Below are 17377 nucleotides of genomic sequence, written 5' to 3'. Positions count from 1 at the left end.
GATGACGAAAGCACTCGATGACGCGGCACTGGCAACGCTTTTCACCGAAGCACGCACCCATAATGGCTGGGCGGACAAGCCGGTCAGCGATGAAACGCTGAAGGCGCTGTACGACCTGACGAAGATGGGGCCGACCTCGGCCAATTGCTCGCCGGCGCGTTTCGTCTTCGTGCGCAGCGCGGAAGCCAAGGAGAAGCTGAAGCCCGCGCTGTCTTCCGGCAATCTGGAAAAGACCATGGCCGCGCCGGTGACTGTTATTGCCGCCATCGACGCTGAATTTTACGAAAAGCTGCCGGAACTGTTTCCCCATGCCGATGCGCGTTCATGGTTCACTTCCAGTCCGGCTGTGGCCGAAGAAACCGCCTTCCGCAATGCCACGCTTCAGGCGGGGTATCTCATCCTCGCGGCCCGGGCTTTGGGGCTGGATACCGGGGCCATGTCCGGTTTCGACAAGGGCAAGGTGGATGCGGCATTTTTTGCCGGCACGACGTGGAAATCCAATTTCCTGATCAATCTCGGCCATGGTGATCCGTCGAAGCTTTTCGGCCGCCTGCCGCGGCTTGCCTTCGAAGACGCCTGCGTGCTGGCTTGATGGCCTGTTAAGGAAGGATGGGTTAGATGCAGATGAAGTCTCTTGAAAAGGAAGCGGAAATGGAGACGAAGACTGCACAGGAGCGCAGCCTCGAATACAGAAACGCCATGGCGCGGCTCGGTGCGGCGGTCAATATCGTCACCACCAACGGTGCGGCAGGCCGCGCGGGCTTTGCCGCGACGGCCGTTTGCAGCGTTTCCGACAATCCGCCCACGCTTCTCGTCTGCCTCAACCGCAATGCTTCCGCCTACAGGGTGGTGAAGGCCAATGGCGTCATCTGCGTCAATACGCTTGCCGCACATCACGAGGTGCTGAGCACGCTTTTCGGTGGCAAGACGCCCGCCGATGAACGCTTTGCCGCCGGAAGCTGGGGCGTGCTCGAAACCGGTGCCCCGGTTCTCGAAGATGCGCTCGTTTCCTTCGATTGCCGTATCCGCGAAGCGCATGACGGTGGCACGCATGACATCCTCATCTGCGATGTCGTCGATATGAAGATCAATGAGGGCGAAGAAGCGCTGATGTATTTCAACCGGCGTTACCGGGTGCTTTGAAGGCGGTCTATCGACAACATCCCGCGGAACGGTTCTGTTTGGCGCGGCCATAGCATCCGCACACCGTCGCCCCGGACTAGATCCGGGGTCCAGCGCGATCAAGTCCTTGATCGCGTAAGACCTATTTCTCACGTCGCAGACGCGCCGTGGCTGGATGCCGGATCAAGTCCGGCATGACGGACGAAACGTATCGTCGTTTCTCAGAAATTCGAAGGGCGTTTCCGGTTTCCCGGAAACGCCCTTTTCGTTACTTGATCAGCGGCAGGAGGTCGTTGATCGACTTCTTGGCGTCACCGTAGAACATGCGGGTATTGTCCTTGTAGAACAACGGGTTCTCGATACCGGAATAACCCGTTCCCTGGCCGCGCTTGGAGACGATGACGAGCTTCGACTTCCACACTTCCAGTACCGGCATGCCGGCAATCGGCGAATTCGGATCGTCCTGGGCTGCCGGGTTGACGATGTCGTTGGAGCCGATGACGATGACGACGTCGGTATTGGGGAAGTCGTCGTTGATTTCGTCCATTTCCAGCACGATGTCGTAGGGCACCTTGGCTTCGGCCAAGAGCACGTTCATATGGCCGGGAAGACGGCCCGCGACGGGGTGGATGGCGAAGCGCACGGTCTTGCCGTCGGCGCGCAGCTTGCGGGTCAGTTCGGAGACTGCGCCTTGAGCCTGTGCCACCGCCATGCCGTAACCCGGTACGATGATGATGCTGTCAGCGTCATTCAGAGCAGCCGCCACGCCTTCGGCGTCGATTGCCACCTGCTCGCCCTCGATTTCCATCGCCGGACCCGTGGTGCTGCCGAAGCCGCCGAGGATGACGGAGACGAAGGAGCGGTTCATGGCCTTGCACATGATGTAGGAGAGGATCGCACCCGAGGAGCCGACCAGCGCGCCGGTGACGATCAGGAGATCGTTGCCGAGCGTGAAACCGATCGCCGCCGCCGCCCAGCCGGAATAGCTGTTCAGCATCGAGACCACCACTGGCATATCGGCGCCGCCGATGCCCATGATCAGGTGGTAACCGATGAAGAATGCGGCAAGCGTCATCAGCACCAGCGTCCAGGCGCCGGCACCATTGCAATACATGATGAGCAGCACGAGCGAGAGGATCGCGGCGCCGGCATTGAGGATGTGTCCGCCCGGCAGTTTCTTCGCCTTACCGTCCACCTTGCCGGCAAGCTTGCCGAAGGCGACAACCGAGCCGGTGAAGGTGACCGCGCCGATGAAGACGCCGAGGAAGACCTCGACCTTCATGATCGCCAGTTCCACCGGCGTTTTATGGGCGAGGATTGCGGAAAAGCCTGTCAGCAGCGAGCGCGCCGCCTCATCGAGCGAGGCGACATGCGCTTCCTCGATATGGGCGTTGAAGCCGATGAAGACGGCGGCGAGGCCAACGAAGGAGTGAAGGGCGGCCACAAGCTGCGGCATTTCGGTCATCTGTACGCGGTTTGCGACGTAATAACCGAGGACGGAGCCACCCGCGATCATCAACAGGACGATGAAGCCTATGCCGACATCAGGCCCGAAGACCGTTGCGACAACGGCAAGACCCATGCCCGTTATGCCGTACCAGACGGCGCGTTTGGCACTTTCCTGTCCGGAAAGACCGCCAAGAGAAAGGATGAAGAGAACGGCTGCGGCAACATAGGCCGCGGAAACGATACCAATGGTCATGAAATGTCCCCCACCCGGCTCAGGACTTCTGGAACATGGCGAGCATGCGCCGTGTCACGAGGAAACCGCCGACGATGTTGATCGTCGCGATCAGGACGGAAAGCGAAGCGAGGATCACCACCAGCCAGTTACCGGAACCGATCTGCAGCAGCGCACCGAGGATGACGATGCCGGAAATCGCATTGGTCACCGCCATCAGCGGCGTGTGCAGCGAATGGCTGACACTCCAGATGACCTGGAAACCGACGAAGCAGGCCAGTACGAAGACGATGAAGTGGCTCATGAAGCTTGCCGGCGCATAAAGACCGACGAGAAGCAGGATGGCCGTGCCGGCGACGAGCAGGCCGACCTGGTTCTTCGTCTGCGCCTTGAATTCGGCCCGTTCCTTGGCGTGCTTTTCCTCGGGTGTCAGCTCCCTGGCCTTTTCCTTCGGCTTCTGCGCGGCGATCGCCTGGATTTTCGGCGGTGGCGGCGGGAAGGTTATCTCACCCTGATAGGCAACGGTCGCACCGCGGATGACGTCGTCTTCCATGTTGTGAACGACCTTGCCGTCCTTAGCCGGTGTCAGATCGGTCATCATGTGGCGGATATTGGTGGAATAGAGCGTCGAAGCCTGCGCCGCCATGCGGCTCGGGAAATCCGTGTAGCCGATGACGATGACGCCATTGTCGGAAACGACACGCTGGTCGGGAACCGTGAGATCGCAATTGCCGCCGCGTTCGGCGGCGAGGTCGATGATGACAGAACCCGGCTTCATCATCGCCACCATGTCGGCGAGCCACAGTTTCGGGGCGTCGCGGCCCGGAATGAGCGCCGTGGTGATGACGATATCGATCTGCGGTGCGAGTTCGCGGAACTTCTCAAGCTGCTTCTCGCGGAATTCCGGCGAGGAGGGGGCGGCGTAACCGCCGGTGGCGGCGCCGTCCTGCTGCTGGTCGGCGAAATCGAGATAGACGAACTCAGCGCCCATGGATTCGATCTGCTCGGCCACTTCCGGGCGAACGTCGAAGGCATAGGTGATGGCGCCGAGCGAGGTGGCCGTGCCGATGGCGGCAAGACCGGCGACGCCGGCACCGATGACCAGCACTTTGGCGGGCGGCACCTTGCCGGCGGCGGTGACCTGACCGGTGAAGAAGCGGCCGAAATTATTGCCGGCCTCGATCACCGCGCGATAACCGGCGATATTGGCCATGGAGGACAGCGCGTCCATCTTCTGGGCGCGGGAAATGCGCGGCACCATGTCCATGGCGATGACGTTGGCGCCCTTTTCCTTGGCCTGCTCCAGAAGGTCCTTGTTCTGGGCGGGATAGAAGAACGAGATCAGCGTCTTGTCCGAAGACAGGCGATCAATCTCCGACGTTTCCGGCGGACGAACCTTGGCGATGATGTCTGATCCGGCGTAAAGCGCATCCGCGCTATCGACGACGGTGACGCCGGCTGCGCGATAGGCGTCGTCGGAAAATCCCGCCGCCTTGCCCGCACCGGCCTCAACGATGCAATCATATCCGAGTTTCTGCAATGCCTGGGCGCTGTCGGGCGTCATGCCGACGCGCGCCTCGCCCTCATATAATTCCTTAGGCGTCCCGATTCTCAAAATGGCTCTCCCTCTGCCTGATAATATAGGGGGGTCATATCCTATTCAGGGGGGCTTTGTCTCCATATTGATTTTGTCTTGCCTGCGACGGAATGACAGCCTGCTGCGACAGGCTCTTTCGACATTCCGGCGCGCCGCGCAATAAAAAAACCCGGCGCCTGCGCGCCGGGTTTCGAAAATGTCGATTGGTATATGGCTCAATCCATGGCGTGGATATCGCGGTCCTTGGTTTCCGGCAGGAACAGCAGGCCAACGACCAGCGTGATGCCCGCGAAGATGATCGGATACCAGAGGCCATAATAGATGTCGCCCTTCGCCGCGCTCATCGCAAAGGCGGTGGCGGGCAGAAGGCCGCCGAACCAGCCATTGCCGATGTGGTAGGGCAGCGACATGCCGGAGTAGCGGATGCGGGTCGGGAACAGTTCGACCAGCAGGGCCGCGATCGGGCCATAGACCATCGTCACATAGATCACGAGGACGGTCAGGACCGCGATGATGACGATCCAGTTCACGGCTGCCGGGTCGGCCACCATGGAGAAGGCACCGCCGCCGGCAATGGTGTAGACGGCCATTTCCGCCGCACCACCGGTCTCGGACGAGGTCAGCAGCTTGTCCGCCACCAGCTTGTCGGTCGCAACCATCTTCTTATCGGTGGCGCGAACCGCCTCGGCGTTCAGGCCGAGTTCCGGGTTGGCGGCAATGAAGGCGTCCAGTTTCGCATCCGGCACCTGTGCCGCACCACGCACCAGCGGATAACCGCCGTCATGCAGGGCGATGTTGACCTGCTTCTGGAAGGCCTTGTCCTGTGCCGCCGCATCCGCGCCGGCTGCGATCGCATCGTAGCTGGCGATGGTTGCATCGCCGATCTTGACGCTGGCCGGCTGGCCGGCCGTTCCGGCAACCACGTCATAGGGCACGGAGTTGCGGGTCAGGAACGAGGTGGCGATATCGCAGGATGTGGTGAATTTCGCAGTCCCCGTCGGGTTGAACTGGAACTTGCAGTCGCCGGGTGCTGCGGTCACGGTAGCGCGGACGGTGGACTGGGCTTGCGCCAGCGCCGGGTTGCCTGCCCATGTCAGTGCCTTGAACAGCGGGAAGTAGGTCAGCATGGCAAGGACGAGGCCGGCCATGATGATCGGCTTGCGGCCGATCTTGTCGGAAAGCCAGCCGAAGATCACGAAGAAGCTGGTGCCGAGGATGAGCGCTGCCGCGACCATGATGTTGGCCGACTGCCCGTCCACCTTCAGGATGCTCTGCAGGAAGAACAGCGCGTAGAACTGGCCGGTGTACCAGACGACGGCTTGACCGATGACGGCGCCGACGAGGGCGAGCAGGGCGATCTTGGCGTTTTTCCACTGGCCGAAAGCTTCGCTGAGCGGAGCCTTGGAGGTCTTGCCCTCTTCCTTCATCTTCTTGAAGGCGGGGGATTCGTTCATTTTCAGACGAATCCAGACCGATACGCCAAGCAGCAGAACCGAAACGAGGAAGGGAATGCGCCAGCCCCAGGCCGCGAAGGCTTCCTTGCCGAGTGCGAACTGCACGCCGAGGATGACAACCAGCGAAAGGAACAGGCCAAGCGTCGCGGTCGTCTGGATCCACGAGGTGTAATAACCCCTGCGGCCGTTCGGCGCGTGTTCGGCGACGTAAGTTGCGGCACCGCCATATTCACCGCCAAGCGCCAGACCCTGCAGCATGCGCAGCGCGATCAGGATGATCGGGGCGGCAATGCCGATCTGCGATGCACTCGGCAGGACGCCGACGAGGAAGGTCGAAACGCCCATGATCAGGATCGTGACGAGGAAGGTATATTTGCGGCCGACAATGTCGCCGAGGCGGCCGAACACCAGCGCGCCGAAGGGGCGCACGAGGAAGCCGGCGGCAAAGGCCAGAAGCGCGAAGATGTTGCGTGTCGTTTCCGGATACTGGCTGAAGAAATTCGCGCCGATATAGATCGCAAGCGAGCCGTACAGATAAAAATCATACCATTCGAAGACTGTTCCGAGAGAAGAGGCGAAAATCACCTTCTTCTCCTCACCCGTCATGGGACGGGCGGCGCCGCTTGCGGCTGCAACATTTGCCATTTTCTGTCCTCCACAGATGTCCAATCGACGCATTGCAGAGCCCATCTCTCTCCTCCGGGCTCGCCTTGCGGCTGCAATGCGCAGAGTGTCAGAGTGACAGAAAATTAACCCCAATAAGAGCGATGCTTTCGGATTATGACTTTAGTCTAATGTATAATGTGCAAAAATGTCGCAGGGCCGTTCTGGTCCGTCCGCATCGACGGGCAGCAGGCTCGCCTTTTTTCTTGACACAAACAAGAAACCTTCTAATAGCTTCTCGCGAAGAAGGAGCATCACCTTGCGCATGCATGTTGCAGACATGTTCGTCATGGAAGGACCGGCACAATTGGCCGGCGATGATCCGCGCCTTTCTCATTCTACCCGAATTACGGCCAAAACGACGATTAAAACCGTCTAACGTCTCTGGCCACCGCTCTCTCCCCGGTTTGGCTGGGGATCGAGGAAGCCGCGATCTGATGCGGGTTCCCACCTCACCAAAAAGAGGAGAGACAGAAAGAGAGCTTGATCATGGGTTTCAAAGTTGCAATTGCAGGCGCTACCGGCAACGTCGGTCGCGAAATGCTCAATATCCTGGCCGAACGCGGTTTCCCCGCCGATGAAGTCGTGCCGCTCGCTTCCGCCCGCTCCCAGGGCACGGAAGTCTCCTACGGCGATCGCACGCTGAAGGTCTCGAACCTCGAGAACTACGATTTTTCCGACACGGATATTTGCCTGATGTCGGCCGGCGGCGATGTTTCCAAGAAGTGGTCGCCGAAGATCGGCCAGCAGGGCTGCGTTGTCATCGACAACTCTTCCGCATGGCGCTACGATCAGGACGTTCCGCTGATCGTTCCGGAAGTCAATGCCGATGCGGTTGCGGGCTTCACCAAGAAGAACATCATCGCCAACCCGAATTGCTCCACGGCACAGCTCGTTGTCGCGCTGAAGCCGCTGCATGACTTCGCCAAGATCAAGCGCGTCGTCGTCTCCACCTACCAGTCGGTTTCCGGCGCCGGCAAGGAAGGCATGGACGAACTGTTCCAGCAGACCCGCGCCGTCTTCGTGGCCGATCCGGTCGAGGCCAAGAAGTTCACCAAGCGCATCGCCTTCAACGTCATTCCGCATATCGACGTCTTCATGGAAGACGGCTACACCAAGGAAGAGTGGAAGGTTCTGGCCGAAACCAAGAAGATGCTCGATCCGAAGATCAAGGTCACCTGCACGGCCGTGCGCGTTCCCGTCTTCATTGGCCATTCGGAATCGGTCAATATCGAGTTCGAAAACGAGATCACCGCCGATCAGGCCCGTGACATCCTGCGCGAAGCGCCGGGTTGCCTCGTCATCGACAAGCGTGAAAACGGCGGCTACATCACTCCGGTTGAATCCGCCGGTGAGGACGCGACCTATATTTCGCGTATCCGCGAAGATGCGACGGTCGAAAACGGCCTCAACCTGTGGGTTGTTTCCGACAATCTGCGCAAGGGTGCGGCTCTCAACGCCGTCCAGATTGCCGAACTCCTGATCAATCGTGGTTTCATCAAGCCCCGCAAGGCGGCTGCCTGATACCATTTTTTAAGGTTCGTTAAGTATAACCCGTCTGTTCTGTGTGGGGCAGGCGGGTTTTTCGATTGGCGATGATCACAGCCAGTTTATTTGCAGGCCTTGCTGCCGAAAGGCAATTTAGGCCGCCAAAAGGCAATTTGGCACCTGAATCATACAGCAGCGATGGTTTGGTTCTCGGGATGAATTCCCCAAAGGATATCGAAGGCAGATTTTGATGCGGGCAATGAAGGCAATTCTGGCTGGTGTGGCCATGGTCTCGGTTCTGGCAGCGACGCCGGTTATGGCTGCGCAATGCGGCAACACTTCGGCAGGCTTCGATGCCTGGGTCGGCGCTTTCAAGAAGGAAGCGGCGGGCCGTGGCGTCAGCGCTTCGGTGCTCGACCGTGCTTTCTCCGGCGTCTCCTACAACCAGGCGACGATCCGCGCCGATCGCGGCCAGCACAGTTTCAAGCTGTCCTTCGAACAGTTCATGCAGAAGCGCGGCGGTCAGACGATCATCTCGCGCGGCAAGACCATGAAGAAGAACAATGCCGCTCTCTTTGCATCCATCGAGCGCGCCTATGGCGTGCCGGCCGGTCCGCTGCTCGCCATCTGGGGCATGGAAACCGGCTTTGGCGGCTTCATGGGCAACCAGCATACGCTTTCCGCCGTCGCGACGCTCTCCTTCGACTGCCGCCGGTCGGATTATTTCACCGAGCAGCTTTATGCGGCGCTGAAGCTTGTCGGCAGCGGTTCGCTCAACGTCAACGCCAAGGGTGCGGCTCATGGTGAAATCGGCCAGACGCAGTTCCTGCCGCTCAATGTTGTGCGTTATGGCGTGGATTTCGACCGCGATGGCCGCATCGATCTCGTCGGCTCGCGCGCCGATGCGCTGGCCTCCACGGCGAACTTCCTTGTCGGCCATGGCTGGCAGCGCGGTGCGGGTTACCAGCAGGGACAGGCAAATTACGCCGCCATTCAGGGCTGGAACGCCGCAAGCGTCTATCAGCAGGCCATTGCCTTCATCGGCAAGGCGATCGACGGCCAATAAGGTCGCTTTCCAAGGACTAAAGGCCCACTTTTGTCATGCCGGACTGAATCCGGCATCCAGCCATGGCGCGTCTGCGCCGTGAAAGAGGCTTACGCGATCAAGGACTTGATCGCACTGGACCCCGGATCAAGTCCGGGGTGACGAAGTTGAATGTTATTGGCGGCGACTACACGTTTCAGTCACAGATCCGGGCGGCGGAAGTCGCCCGTTTTGCCGTCCATCACCCACAATTCGCCGGTCGAGATATCGAACCAGGCGCCGTGCAGCTTCACCTTGCCGGCGGTTTCCTGCGCCTTGACGAAGGGGAAGCCGCGCAGGTTGGCGATGGAGGTGCGGATGGAGACGCGTTCCAGCGCCGTCTGCCGTTCGGAAGCGGTCATCACGTCATTGCTCTGAATCTGCTCGGCCGCCGACTTGACCATGTTCATCCACTTGCCGATGAAATCGCCGGGAGACAGCGGCTCGAGATTGGGATCGAGCGCTGCCTGAATGCCGCCGCAGCGGCCATGGCCCATGACGACGATGTCCTTCACCTTCAAGACCTGCACGGCATATTCGATGGCTGCCGAGGTGGCGTGGTACTGGCCGTCAGGCTCGAAGGGCGGCACCATGTTGGCGACGTTGCGGACAACGAAAAGCTCTCCCGGTCCGCAGTCGAAAATGGTTTCCGGCGCCGAACGGGAGTCACAACAGGCAATGAACAGGGTCTGCGGTTTCTGTCCGGTGTCGGCCAGAACGCGATATCTTTCGCGTTCGTCGACATAGCGGCCGCTCATGAAGTTCTTGTAGCCGTTGAGAAGGGTTTCCGGAAAATCTTTCATCTATCGCAGTACCGTTATGCTTGGACCAAGATCACGGGGCGAACCTGGCGCGTTGAAGACCAATCCTTTAGAGCATTTTCGCTTTTCTTCGAACCGCGAAACCGCTCCAACTTCCTGTTGCCGCATTTCCGGACGGAAAACCGAGGGCCACTTTTCCTGGAAATGCTTTAGCCGCTATTTGCGCTTGCTGCGTGAAGGATGCAAGAGATGACGCATCTGCACCATGGCCATGGGTGTGGAGAGGCTTGAAGAGTCTGTCTCCAGCGTCAGTTCGTTCATCTCGCGTTTTTTCGTGCGCGCCAGAATTTCGAAAACGCTGGCGGTTGCCAGTTGCAGTGCCTTTTCGTCGTCCATGCCTTCCAGCAGGCGGGCGAGGAACAGCGCCGACATCAGGTCGCCAAGGCCGTTCGGCGCATTCTCGATGGCACGGTGTTCGGCAAGCAGTGCGTGGCGGCCGCTGAGGTAGAGATTGCCGGTGCCGCCCGTCATCATCGGCACGGCCGAGGTGACCAGCATTTTCGGCGGGCCGAGTGCGAGGGCCGCATCCATGATGGCGTTGTTGGTTTCAAGCTCGGCGCCGCTCATCCAGGCCAGTTCATAACGGTTCGGTGTCGCGACGGTCGCAAGCGGGATGAGGTGGTCGCGGATGGCTTCGGCGGTCTCAAGGGGAATGTAAAGCCCTCCCAGATCGCCCATGACCGGGTCACAGGCATAAATCAGCCCCGGGTTCTTTTCCCTGAGGTTGCGGATCAGCCTTGCGACGGAGCGAACCTGCGCCGCGCTTCCGAAGTAACCGGTCAGAACAGCCTTGACCTCGCCGACCCATTTGGCGTTTTCAAGGTCGGTCATGGCCTTGTCGAAGTCGTCGTCCTGAAAGCGCATCCGCGTGGACGGGCCATGGCCGGGATGCCAGGGCATGACAATGGTGGGTACCGCCCAGACGGGATAACCGAGTGTCTCCAGCGCAAAGACTGCCGCCCGGTTACCGACCGAACCACGCATGACGTGGCTGGAAATGACGATGACAGCGCCCTGTGTATTTTCCTGCATCACGGCCTTCTTGCTTTCAAATGTCGCAGAAGCGCGCAAGCGCCCCTGCCTAGAGATCAAGATGCGCTCTCATGACATATCGCAAGGCCGGTTTCCACCGTTAATCCCGCAAGGGTCTGTCCCGCAAAAGGATGGGCGGGGCCGGGCGTTCCTGCCTGCCGGGTTGCCTTCCTGTCATTGCGCGATGGGCGAGGTGCCTTTTATTGGCGCACTGGGTTCTCGCAAAAGCGCGTTACACTTTTCGGTCCGATGCCCTATAGTTGTAATATGCTCGATCTCGTCATCGCCTATTGGCCCCATATCCTTGCCGTTCTTTCCATTTTGATGGGAACCGTGGCGGCCGTACATGCCACGATGACGAAGGAGGAGGTCCGCTCCGCACTCGGCTGGGTCGGCGTCATCGTGCTGTCTCCGATCGTCGGCGCGGTCATCTATGCCATTGCCGGCATCAACCGCATTCGCCGGTCGAATATCACGCAGCAGCGGTCTTTCATGCAGGACGAGATCATGGACCGCGTGGCGCGTTTCGATGCGGACGGGGAACTGGTCGCCACCCGGTTCGGCCGTCGTTTCGAGGCAATGAAGACGCTGGGTGACCGGGTGACGCGCCACGCGCTGACAACAGGCAACACCATCGAGCCGCTGGTGACGGGTGACGTCGCTTATGCCGCCATGCTGGAGGCGATCGGCGAAGCGAAGCGGTCGATCATTCTCGAAACATATATTTTCGACAATGACAGGATCGGCGCCCGCTTCGTCGACGCGCTCGCGCGGGCAAAATTGCGAGGTGTGGAAGTCAGGGTGCTCATCGATGCCGTGGGTGCGCGTTATTCCGTGCCGAGCATCCTGCCGACGCTCAGGGAAAAGGGCATCATCGCCGATGTCTTCAACGGTAATGTCATCATGGGGCTGCGGCTGCCCTATGCCAATCTGCGCACCCACCGCAAGATTCTCGTGGTGGACGGGCGCATCGTGTTTAGTGGCGGCATGAATATCCGCGAGGGCTTCACCGTGGAATTCGGCGGCGAGAAGCAGTCGCACGACACGCATTTCAAGATTACCGGGCCGGTGGTGTCGGATTTTTTCTCCATCGCGGCGGAGGACTGGCGCTTCACCACGAAAGAACTTCTGGATGCCCCGGTCTGGGATATCGCCATTCCCGACGGCGTGCCGGGTTCGCAGATCGTCGCACGCGTCTCCTCCTCAGGGCCGGACAAGAGCATCGAGACCAGTCACAAGATGCTGATGGGCGCCTTTTCGGTGGCGCGCTCCTCCATTCTTATCATGTCGCCCTATTTTCTCCCCGATCGGGAGCTTATTTCGGCGCTGATTACCGCAGCGAGGCGGGGTGTTGTGGTGGATATCATCGTGCCGCAAAGCAACAATCTGGTGCTTGTGGACAGGGCGATGACGGCGCAGTTCGATCAGATGCTGAAGAATTATTGCCGCATCTGGCGGGCGACGGGGGCTTTCAATCATTCCAAGCTTCTGGTGATCGACGAGCGCTGGACCTATATCGGTTCTTCCAATCTCGATCCGCGTTCGCTGCGGCTGAATTTCGAGATCGATCTCGAAGTCATGGATGAGGCGTTTGCCGGGGTGATCGGGGAGCGCATCCGGGATGCGCGTGCGACCGCCTTGCCGGTGCGGCTCAGCGAACTGAATGCGCGCCCATTCGTTGTTCGTTTCGTGGAGCGTGTCCTGTGGCTCGCTTCGCCCTATCTTTAGAGCCTTGGATGTGCGGAGACATTGACGCGTGAAGAAAAACGGTTTGCTGAACAGCGAAAAAACGGCCCTGGCGGCAAATAGCAGTTTGCCCGCCTTTGTCATGCAGTCGCTGCGCGACCGCCGCCAGCGGCAGAACGTGATGCCGGCGGCGAAAGACCATTCCTTCCCCGTCATCGCTTCTTACAATGTGCATAAATGTGTCGGCCGCGACCGCAAGTTCGACCCTGATCGCACCAGCCGCGTCATTCAGGAAATCGGCGCTGATATCATTGCCCTTCAGGAGGCGGACAGCCGTTTTGGCGAGCGAACCGGCCTGCTCGATCTTGCCCGGCTGGAACGGGAAAGCGGCCTCATCCCCGTGCCGGTGCAGGCAGGGGTGAAGGCGCATGGGTGGCATGGCAATGTCGTGCTGTTCAGGGAAGGCGCCGTCAGGGACGTGCATACGCTGAAACTGCCGGGGCTGGAGCCGCGCGGGGCGCTTGTCGTGGAGCTGGACCTGAAAAGCGGTGGCACGCTGCGGGTCATCGCCGCCCATTTCGGCCTTCTCAGGCATTCCCGTGCCCAGCAGGCGAAGGCGCTGATCGGGCTGCTGGAAGCGCGCAACGAATGCGCGACCGTCCTCATGGGAGACCTGAACGAATGGCGCCTCGGCAACGGCTCGTCGCTCAACACGTTCCGGGATGCTTTCGGCGCGCTGCCGCCGGCGGTGCCGAGTTTTCCCTCCAACCTGCCGGTGCTGGCGCTCGACAGGATCATCGCCAATCGGGAAGGTCTGGTCGAGCAGGTGGAGGCGCATGACAGCGCGCTGGCGCGGATCGCTTCTGATCACCTGCCGCTGAAGGCCGCAGTCCGGACCGATCTGCTTCAGGCCTGATTTCGCCGGGGTCTGGTGTGCGGCAAGCGCCAGCACTGGCGGGGCCGGATTAAAGCCGTTGCGCCGCCGTCAGGTGGCTGCGTGAGCGGGCCTCGAGCAATGACGTGCGAATGGCTTCCATCAGCCGCTCACGATTGTTTCTGGTCTTGCCCCTGTCCAGATTCTGCGCGGAAAGCGCGAGATCAAGACCCTCATGCATCACTATCGAATAGGCAACGGTGGTTGCCCAGCTTTCGTCGTCCTGCTCCATCATGTCGCCCCTGAACTAAATCATTTAGTCCGAATCACCCTGTTCTTTAAAATTACCACAAAATACAAAGCATAAAATAGCATTGTTTCTTTCCTGCCTTGTCTGCTGAGATGGATATATTGTTTTTTGGCGGATTGTACGTACGGCAATATAGGCATGTTTGCCGCCTAAGCATTTGAAACTGATTCCATTTCAGGAGGCTCGCATGGATGTTTCCGCCCATGAAAAACGCCGCGCATCTGATGATGCGCGGCGGCCTTGCGTCGAAGGTTGCGGTGGATGGGAGTAGGGTTTCAGCCGGCCTTTTCGAGCTTGTAGTCCGAATTGGCCGGTTCTTCCTGCTTGTGCTGGATGAGCGGGCGGTTGCCCGCCAGCTTGCGCACCAGCACGTAGAAAACCGGTGTCATGAAGATGCCGAAGAACGTCACGCCGATCATGCCGGAGAACACCGCCACACCCATGGCGGCGCGCATTTCAGCACCCGCACCGGTGGAGATGACCAGTGGTACCACGCCCATGATGAAGGCGAGCGAGGTCATCAGGATCGGGCGAAGGCGAAGCCGGCTTGCCTCGATGGCCGCCTGAAGCGGCGTTCGTCCTTCAAATTCCAGTTCCCGGGCGAATTCCACGATCAGGATCGCGTTCTTCGCCGAAAGGCCCACAAGGACGACAAGGCCGATCTGCGTAAAGATGTTGTTATCCCCTCCTGTCAGCCAGACGCCGGTGAGGGCCGCAAGTACACCGAGCGGGACGATCAGGATGATCGCGATCGGCAAAGTGAGGCTTTCATATTGCGCGGCGAGCACGAGATAGACGAGCAGCAGCGCCAGGGGGAAGACCACGATGCTGGAATTGCCGGCCAGGATCTGCTGGTAGGTCAGGTCCGTCCATTCGTAGTCGATGCCTGCGGGCAGGGTTTCAGCAAGGATTTTTTCAATCGCCGCCTGTGCCTGTCCCGAGGAGAAGCCCGGTGCCGGCCCGCCGTTGATATCGGCCGCAAGGAAGCCGTTATAACGGTTGGTGCGTTCCGGTCCCGTCGTCGCATTCACCTTCAGCAGTGTCGAAAGCGGGATCATCTGACCCGTTGCCGAACGAACCTTCAGGCGGCCGATGTCTTCCGCATGGGCGCGGAATTGCGCATCGGCCTGAACGCGCACGCTGTATGTGCGTCCGAAGGCGTTGAAGTCGTTGACATACAGCGAGCCCAGATAGATCTGCAGCGTCTGGAAGACGTCGCTGACGGAGACGCCAAGCTGTTCGGCCTTGGCGCGGTCGAGATCGGCGAAGAGCTGCGGCACGTTGATCTGATAGCTGGAGAAGATACCCGCCAGCTCCGGCGTCTGGTATGCCTTGGCGATCACGGCTTTCGCCGCCTCGTCGAGCGTCTGGTAACCGTAGCCGGCGCGATCCTCGATCTGCAGCTTGAAGCCGCCCGTTTGGCCGAGACCGTTGACCGGCGGCGGCGGGAACATAGCGATGAAGGCATCCTGAATGCCGGCATATTTCTGGTTCAGCTGCATGGCGATGGCGCCGCCGGACAGTTCCGGTGTCTTGCGCTTTTCGAAGTCGTCGAGAACCGCAAAGACGATGCCGGAATTGGAGCCGATGGTGAAGCCGTTGATCGACAGGCCAGGGAAGGCGATGGCGTGGCTGACGCCCGGCTGTTCCATGGCGATATCGCTCATCCGCTTGATGACGCTTTCCGTGCGGTCAAGCGTCGCGCCATCCGGCAGCTGGGCAAAACCGATCAGGTACTGCTTGTCCTGCGCCGGCACGAAGCCGCTCGGCACTGTCGTGAACATGCTGTAGGTGGCGGCGACCAGCGCCATATAGACCAGCATCACCAGGCTCTTGCGTGTCACCAGCCCGCCCACGGTCTTGCCGTAGCCGTTGGAGGCGGCGCCGAAGGCGCGGTTGAAACCGCGGAAGAACCAGCCGAATGCCCGGTCCATGAAGCGGGTCAGCCAGTCTTTCGGCGCACCGTGTTCCTTCAGCAGCAGGGCCGAAAGCGCGGGAGACAGCGTCAGCGAGTTGATTGCCGAAATGACGGTGGAGATGGCGATGGTCAGCGCGAACTGCCGGTAGAACTGGCCGGACAGGCCCGAGATGAAGGCGAGCGGCACGAAGACCGCGACCAGAACCAGCGCAATCGCGATGATCGGCCCGGACACTTCGCGCATCGCCTTGTAGGTGGCGTCACGCGGTGAGAGCCCGTTTTCGATGTTTCGCTCGACGTTTTCGACGACCACGATCGCGTCATCCACCACGATGCCGATGGCGAGCACGAGGCCGAACAGGGTCAACGCGTTGATCGAGAATCCGAAGGCATACATGACGGCGAAGGTGCCGATGATCGAGACCGGAACGGCGATCAGCGGAATGATCGAAGCGCGCCAGGTCTGCAGGAACAGGATGACGACAAGCACCACGAGGCCAACGGCCTCGAGGAGTGTGTCAACGACCTTCTCGATGGAGGAGCGCACGAATTTCGTCGTATCGTAGACGATCTCGTATTTCACACCATCAGGCATTGCCAGCTGCAGATTGTCCATCGTGGCGCGGACATTGTCGGCGATTTCGATGGCGTTGGAGCCCGGAGCCTGAAGCACGGCGACAGCCACGGCGGGTTCGCCGTCGAGCAGCGAGCGCAGCGTGTAATCGGCCGCACCGAGTTCAATGCGGGCGACATCGCGCAGGCGGGTGATTTCGCCATTGGCGCCGCTCTTGACGATGATGTTGCCGAATTCTTCCGGCGTCGTCAGACGGCCCTGCGCATTGACGTTGAGCTGTAGGTCGACACCATTAGGGCTTGGGGAAGCGCCGATGACGCCGGCTGCGGCCTGCACGTTCTGCTGGCGGATGGCGTCGGAAACGTCGCTTGCGGCCAGATCATGCTCGGCCACCTTCTGCGGGTCGAGCCAGACGCGCATGGAATAGTCACCGGCGCCGAAGACCTGCACCTGGCCAACACCTTCGATGCGGGCGAGGCGATCCTTGACGTTCAGCGTCGCGTAGTTACGCAGATAGGTGATGTCATAGGCGTCGGTCTTCGAGACGAGGTTGACGACCATGATGAAGTCGGGCGAACTCTTGACTGTCGTGATGCCGAGCGCGCGGACTTCCGCCGGCAGGCGCGGTTCGGCCTGCGACACGCGGTTCTGCACCAGCTGCTGCGCCTTATCGGGATCGGTGCCGAGCTTGAAGGTGACGGTCAGCGTCAGTACACCGTCAGACGTCGCCTGGCTGCCCATGTAGAGCATGTCCTCGACGCCGTTGATCTGTTCTTCCAGCGGTGTCGCGACGGTTTCGGCGATAACGGTCGGGTTCGCGCCGGGATAGGTGGCGCGCACGACGACGGATGGCGGAACGACTTCGGGATATTCCGAAATCGGCAGGGCGCGCATGCCGAGAAGGCCTGCCACCACAATCAGGACCGAAAGCACGGCAGCGAATACCGGCCGGTCGACAAAAAATCTGGAAATATTCATATCCAGTCCCTCTCCGGGTCTTTGGGAATGCGAAGGCCGTTCCGGCGGCAATCCTGCCGCCGGTGAAGGCCGGTTCTGTCTGAAGGGGCGTCTCG

13 protein-coding genes are annotated in these 17377 nt (G+C 60.3%); 6 read left to right on the top strand and 7 right to left on the bottom strand.

Going from position 1 to position 17377, the window contains the following annotated elements:
• Nucleotide 1 precedes the first annotated feature (1 nt).
• Nucleotides 2–592 carry a malonic semialdehyde reductase gene (locus tag N434_RS04735; protein WP_110756341.1) on the top strand — a complete coding sequence of 197 codons (591 nt, stop codon included), beginning with the start codon at nucleotides 2–4 and terminating at the stop codon, nucleotides 590–592.
• 26 nt (nucleotides 593–618) lie between these two features.
• Entirely contained in the window at nucleotides 619–1143 is a 525-nt protein-coding gene (gene rutF / locus N434_RS04730; RefSeq protein WP_110756340.1) for an NADH-dependent FMN reductase RutF, read from the top strand.
• Between the two features lie 247 nt (nucleotides 1144–1390).
• Here the strand turns inward: rutF and N434_RS04725 are convergent, their stop codons facing one another.
• The 3 genes from N434_RS04725 to N434_RS04715 form a co-directional block, all read right to left on the bottom strand.
• Entirely contained in the window at nucleotides 1391–2824 is a 1434-nt protein-coding gene (locus tag N434_RS04725) for an NAD(P)(+) transhydrogenase (Re/Si-specific) subunit beta (RefSeq protein WP_110756338.1), read from the bottom strand.
• A gap of 19 nt (nucleotides 2825–2843) precedes the next feature.
• Nucleotides 2844–4418, bottom strand: coding sequence for a Re/Si-specific NAD(P)(+) transhydrogenase subunit alpha (locus N434_RS04720; RefSeq protein WP_110756336.1), 1575 nt, complete (start codon nucleotides 4416–4418; stop codon nucleotides 2844–2846).
• A 197-nt stretch (nucleotides 4419–4615) separates the two neighbouring features.
• Nucleotides 4616–6499 (bottom strand): MFS transporter, encoded by a 1884-nt coding sequence (locus N434_RS04715; RefSeq protein WP_110756335.1) that lies wholly within the window; start codon nucleotides 6497–6499, stop codon nucleotides 4616–4618.
• A 507-nt stretch (nucleotides 6500–7006) separates the two neighbouring features.
• Between N434_RS04715 and N434_RS04705 the strand changes: the two genes are divergently transcribed.
• Complete coding sequence (locus N434_RS04705; protein ID WP_003522626.1) at nucleotides 7007–8041, top strand: aspartate-semialdehyde dehydrogenase; 1035 nt, start codon at nucleotides 7007–7009, stop codon at nucleotides 8039–8041.
• A gap of 214 nt (nucleotides 8042–8255) precedes the next feature.
• A complete protein-coding gene (locus N434_RS04700) occupies nucleotides 8256–9071 on the top strand; it encodes a lytic murein transglycosylase (RefSeq protein ID WP_065114111.1) in 816 nt (271 codons plus the stop codon).
• A 179-nt stretch (nucleotides 9072–9250) separates the two neighbouring features.
• On the opposite strand, the gene N434_RS04695 is transcribed toward N434_RS04700, so the two are convergent.
• Together N434_RS04695 and pdxY are read right to left on the bottom strand one after the other, a co-directional pair.
• Nucleotides 9251–9892 carry a carbonic anhydrase gene (locus tag N434_RS04695; protein ID WP_003522624.1) on the bottom strand — a complete coding sequence of 214 codons (642 nt, stop codon included), beginning with the start codon at nucleotides 9890–9892 and terminating at the stop codon, nucleotides 9251–9253.
• A gap of 174 nt (nucleotides 9893–10066) precedes the next feature.
• Nucleotides 10067–10942 (bottom strand): pyridoxal kinase PdxY, encoded by an 876-nt coding sequence (pdxY, locus tag N434_RS04690; RefSeq protein WP_110756490.1) that lies wholly within the window; start codon nucleotides 10940–10942, stop codon nucleotides 10067–10069.
• Between the two features lie 267 nt (nucleotides 10943–11209).
• On the opposite strand from pdxY, the gene N434_RS04685 reads away from it, so the two are divergent.
• Both N434_RS04685 and N434_RS04680 read left to right on the top strand, forming a co-directional pair.
• The gene (locus N434_RS04685; RefSeq protein WP_110756333.1) at nucleotides 11210–12670 is read left to right on the top strand and encodes a phospholipase D-like domain-containing protein; all 1461 of its coding nucleotides are present in this window, start codon (nucleotides 11210–11212) and stop codon (nucleotides 12668–12670) included.
• A gap of 28 nt (nucleotides 12671–12698) precedes the next feature.
• Nucleotides 12699–13544: an endonuclease/exonuclease/phosphatase family protein gene (locus tag N434_RS04680; protein ID WP_065114109.1), complete on the top strand. Its 846-nt coding sequence runs from the start codon at nucleotides 12699–12701 to the stop codon at nucleotides 13542–13544.
• A 49-nt stretch (nucleotides 13545–13593) separates the two neighbouring features.
• Here the strand turns inward: N434_RS04680 and N434_RS04675 are convergent, their stop codons facing one another.
• Nucleotides 13594–13797 (bottom strand): hypothetical protein, encoded by a 204-nt coding sequence (locus tag N434_RS04675; RefSeq protein WP_065114108.1) that lies wholly within the window; start codon nucleotides 13795–13797, stop codon nucleotides 13594–13596.
• A gap of 290 nt (nucleotides 13798–14087) precedes the next feature.
• Nucleotides 14088–17282: an efflux RND transporter permease subunit gene (locus tag N434_RS04670; protein WP_065114107.1), complete on the bottom strand. Its 3195-nt coding sequence runs from the start codon at nucleotides 17280–17282 to the stop codon at nucleotides 14088–14090.
• Nucleotides 17283–17377 lie beyond the last annotated feature (95 nt).

The organism is Rhizobium sp. UGM030330-04, assembly GCF_003208455.1.
Taxonomy (GTDB): Bacteria; Pseudomonadota; Alphaproteobacteria; order Rhizobiales; family Rhizobiaceae; genus Agrobacterium; species Agrobacterium rhizogenes_A.
This window is presented reverse-complemented; position numbering and strand designations above follow the sequence as displayed.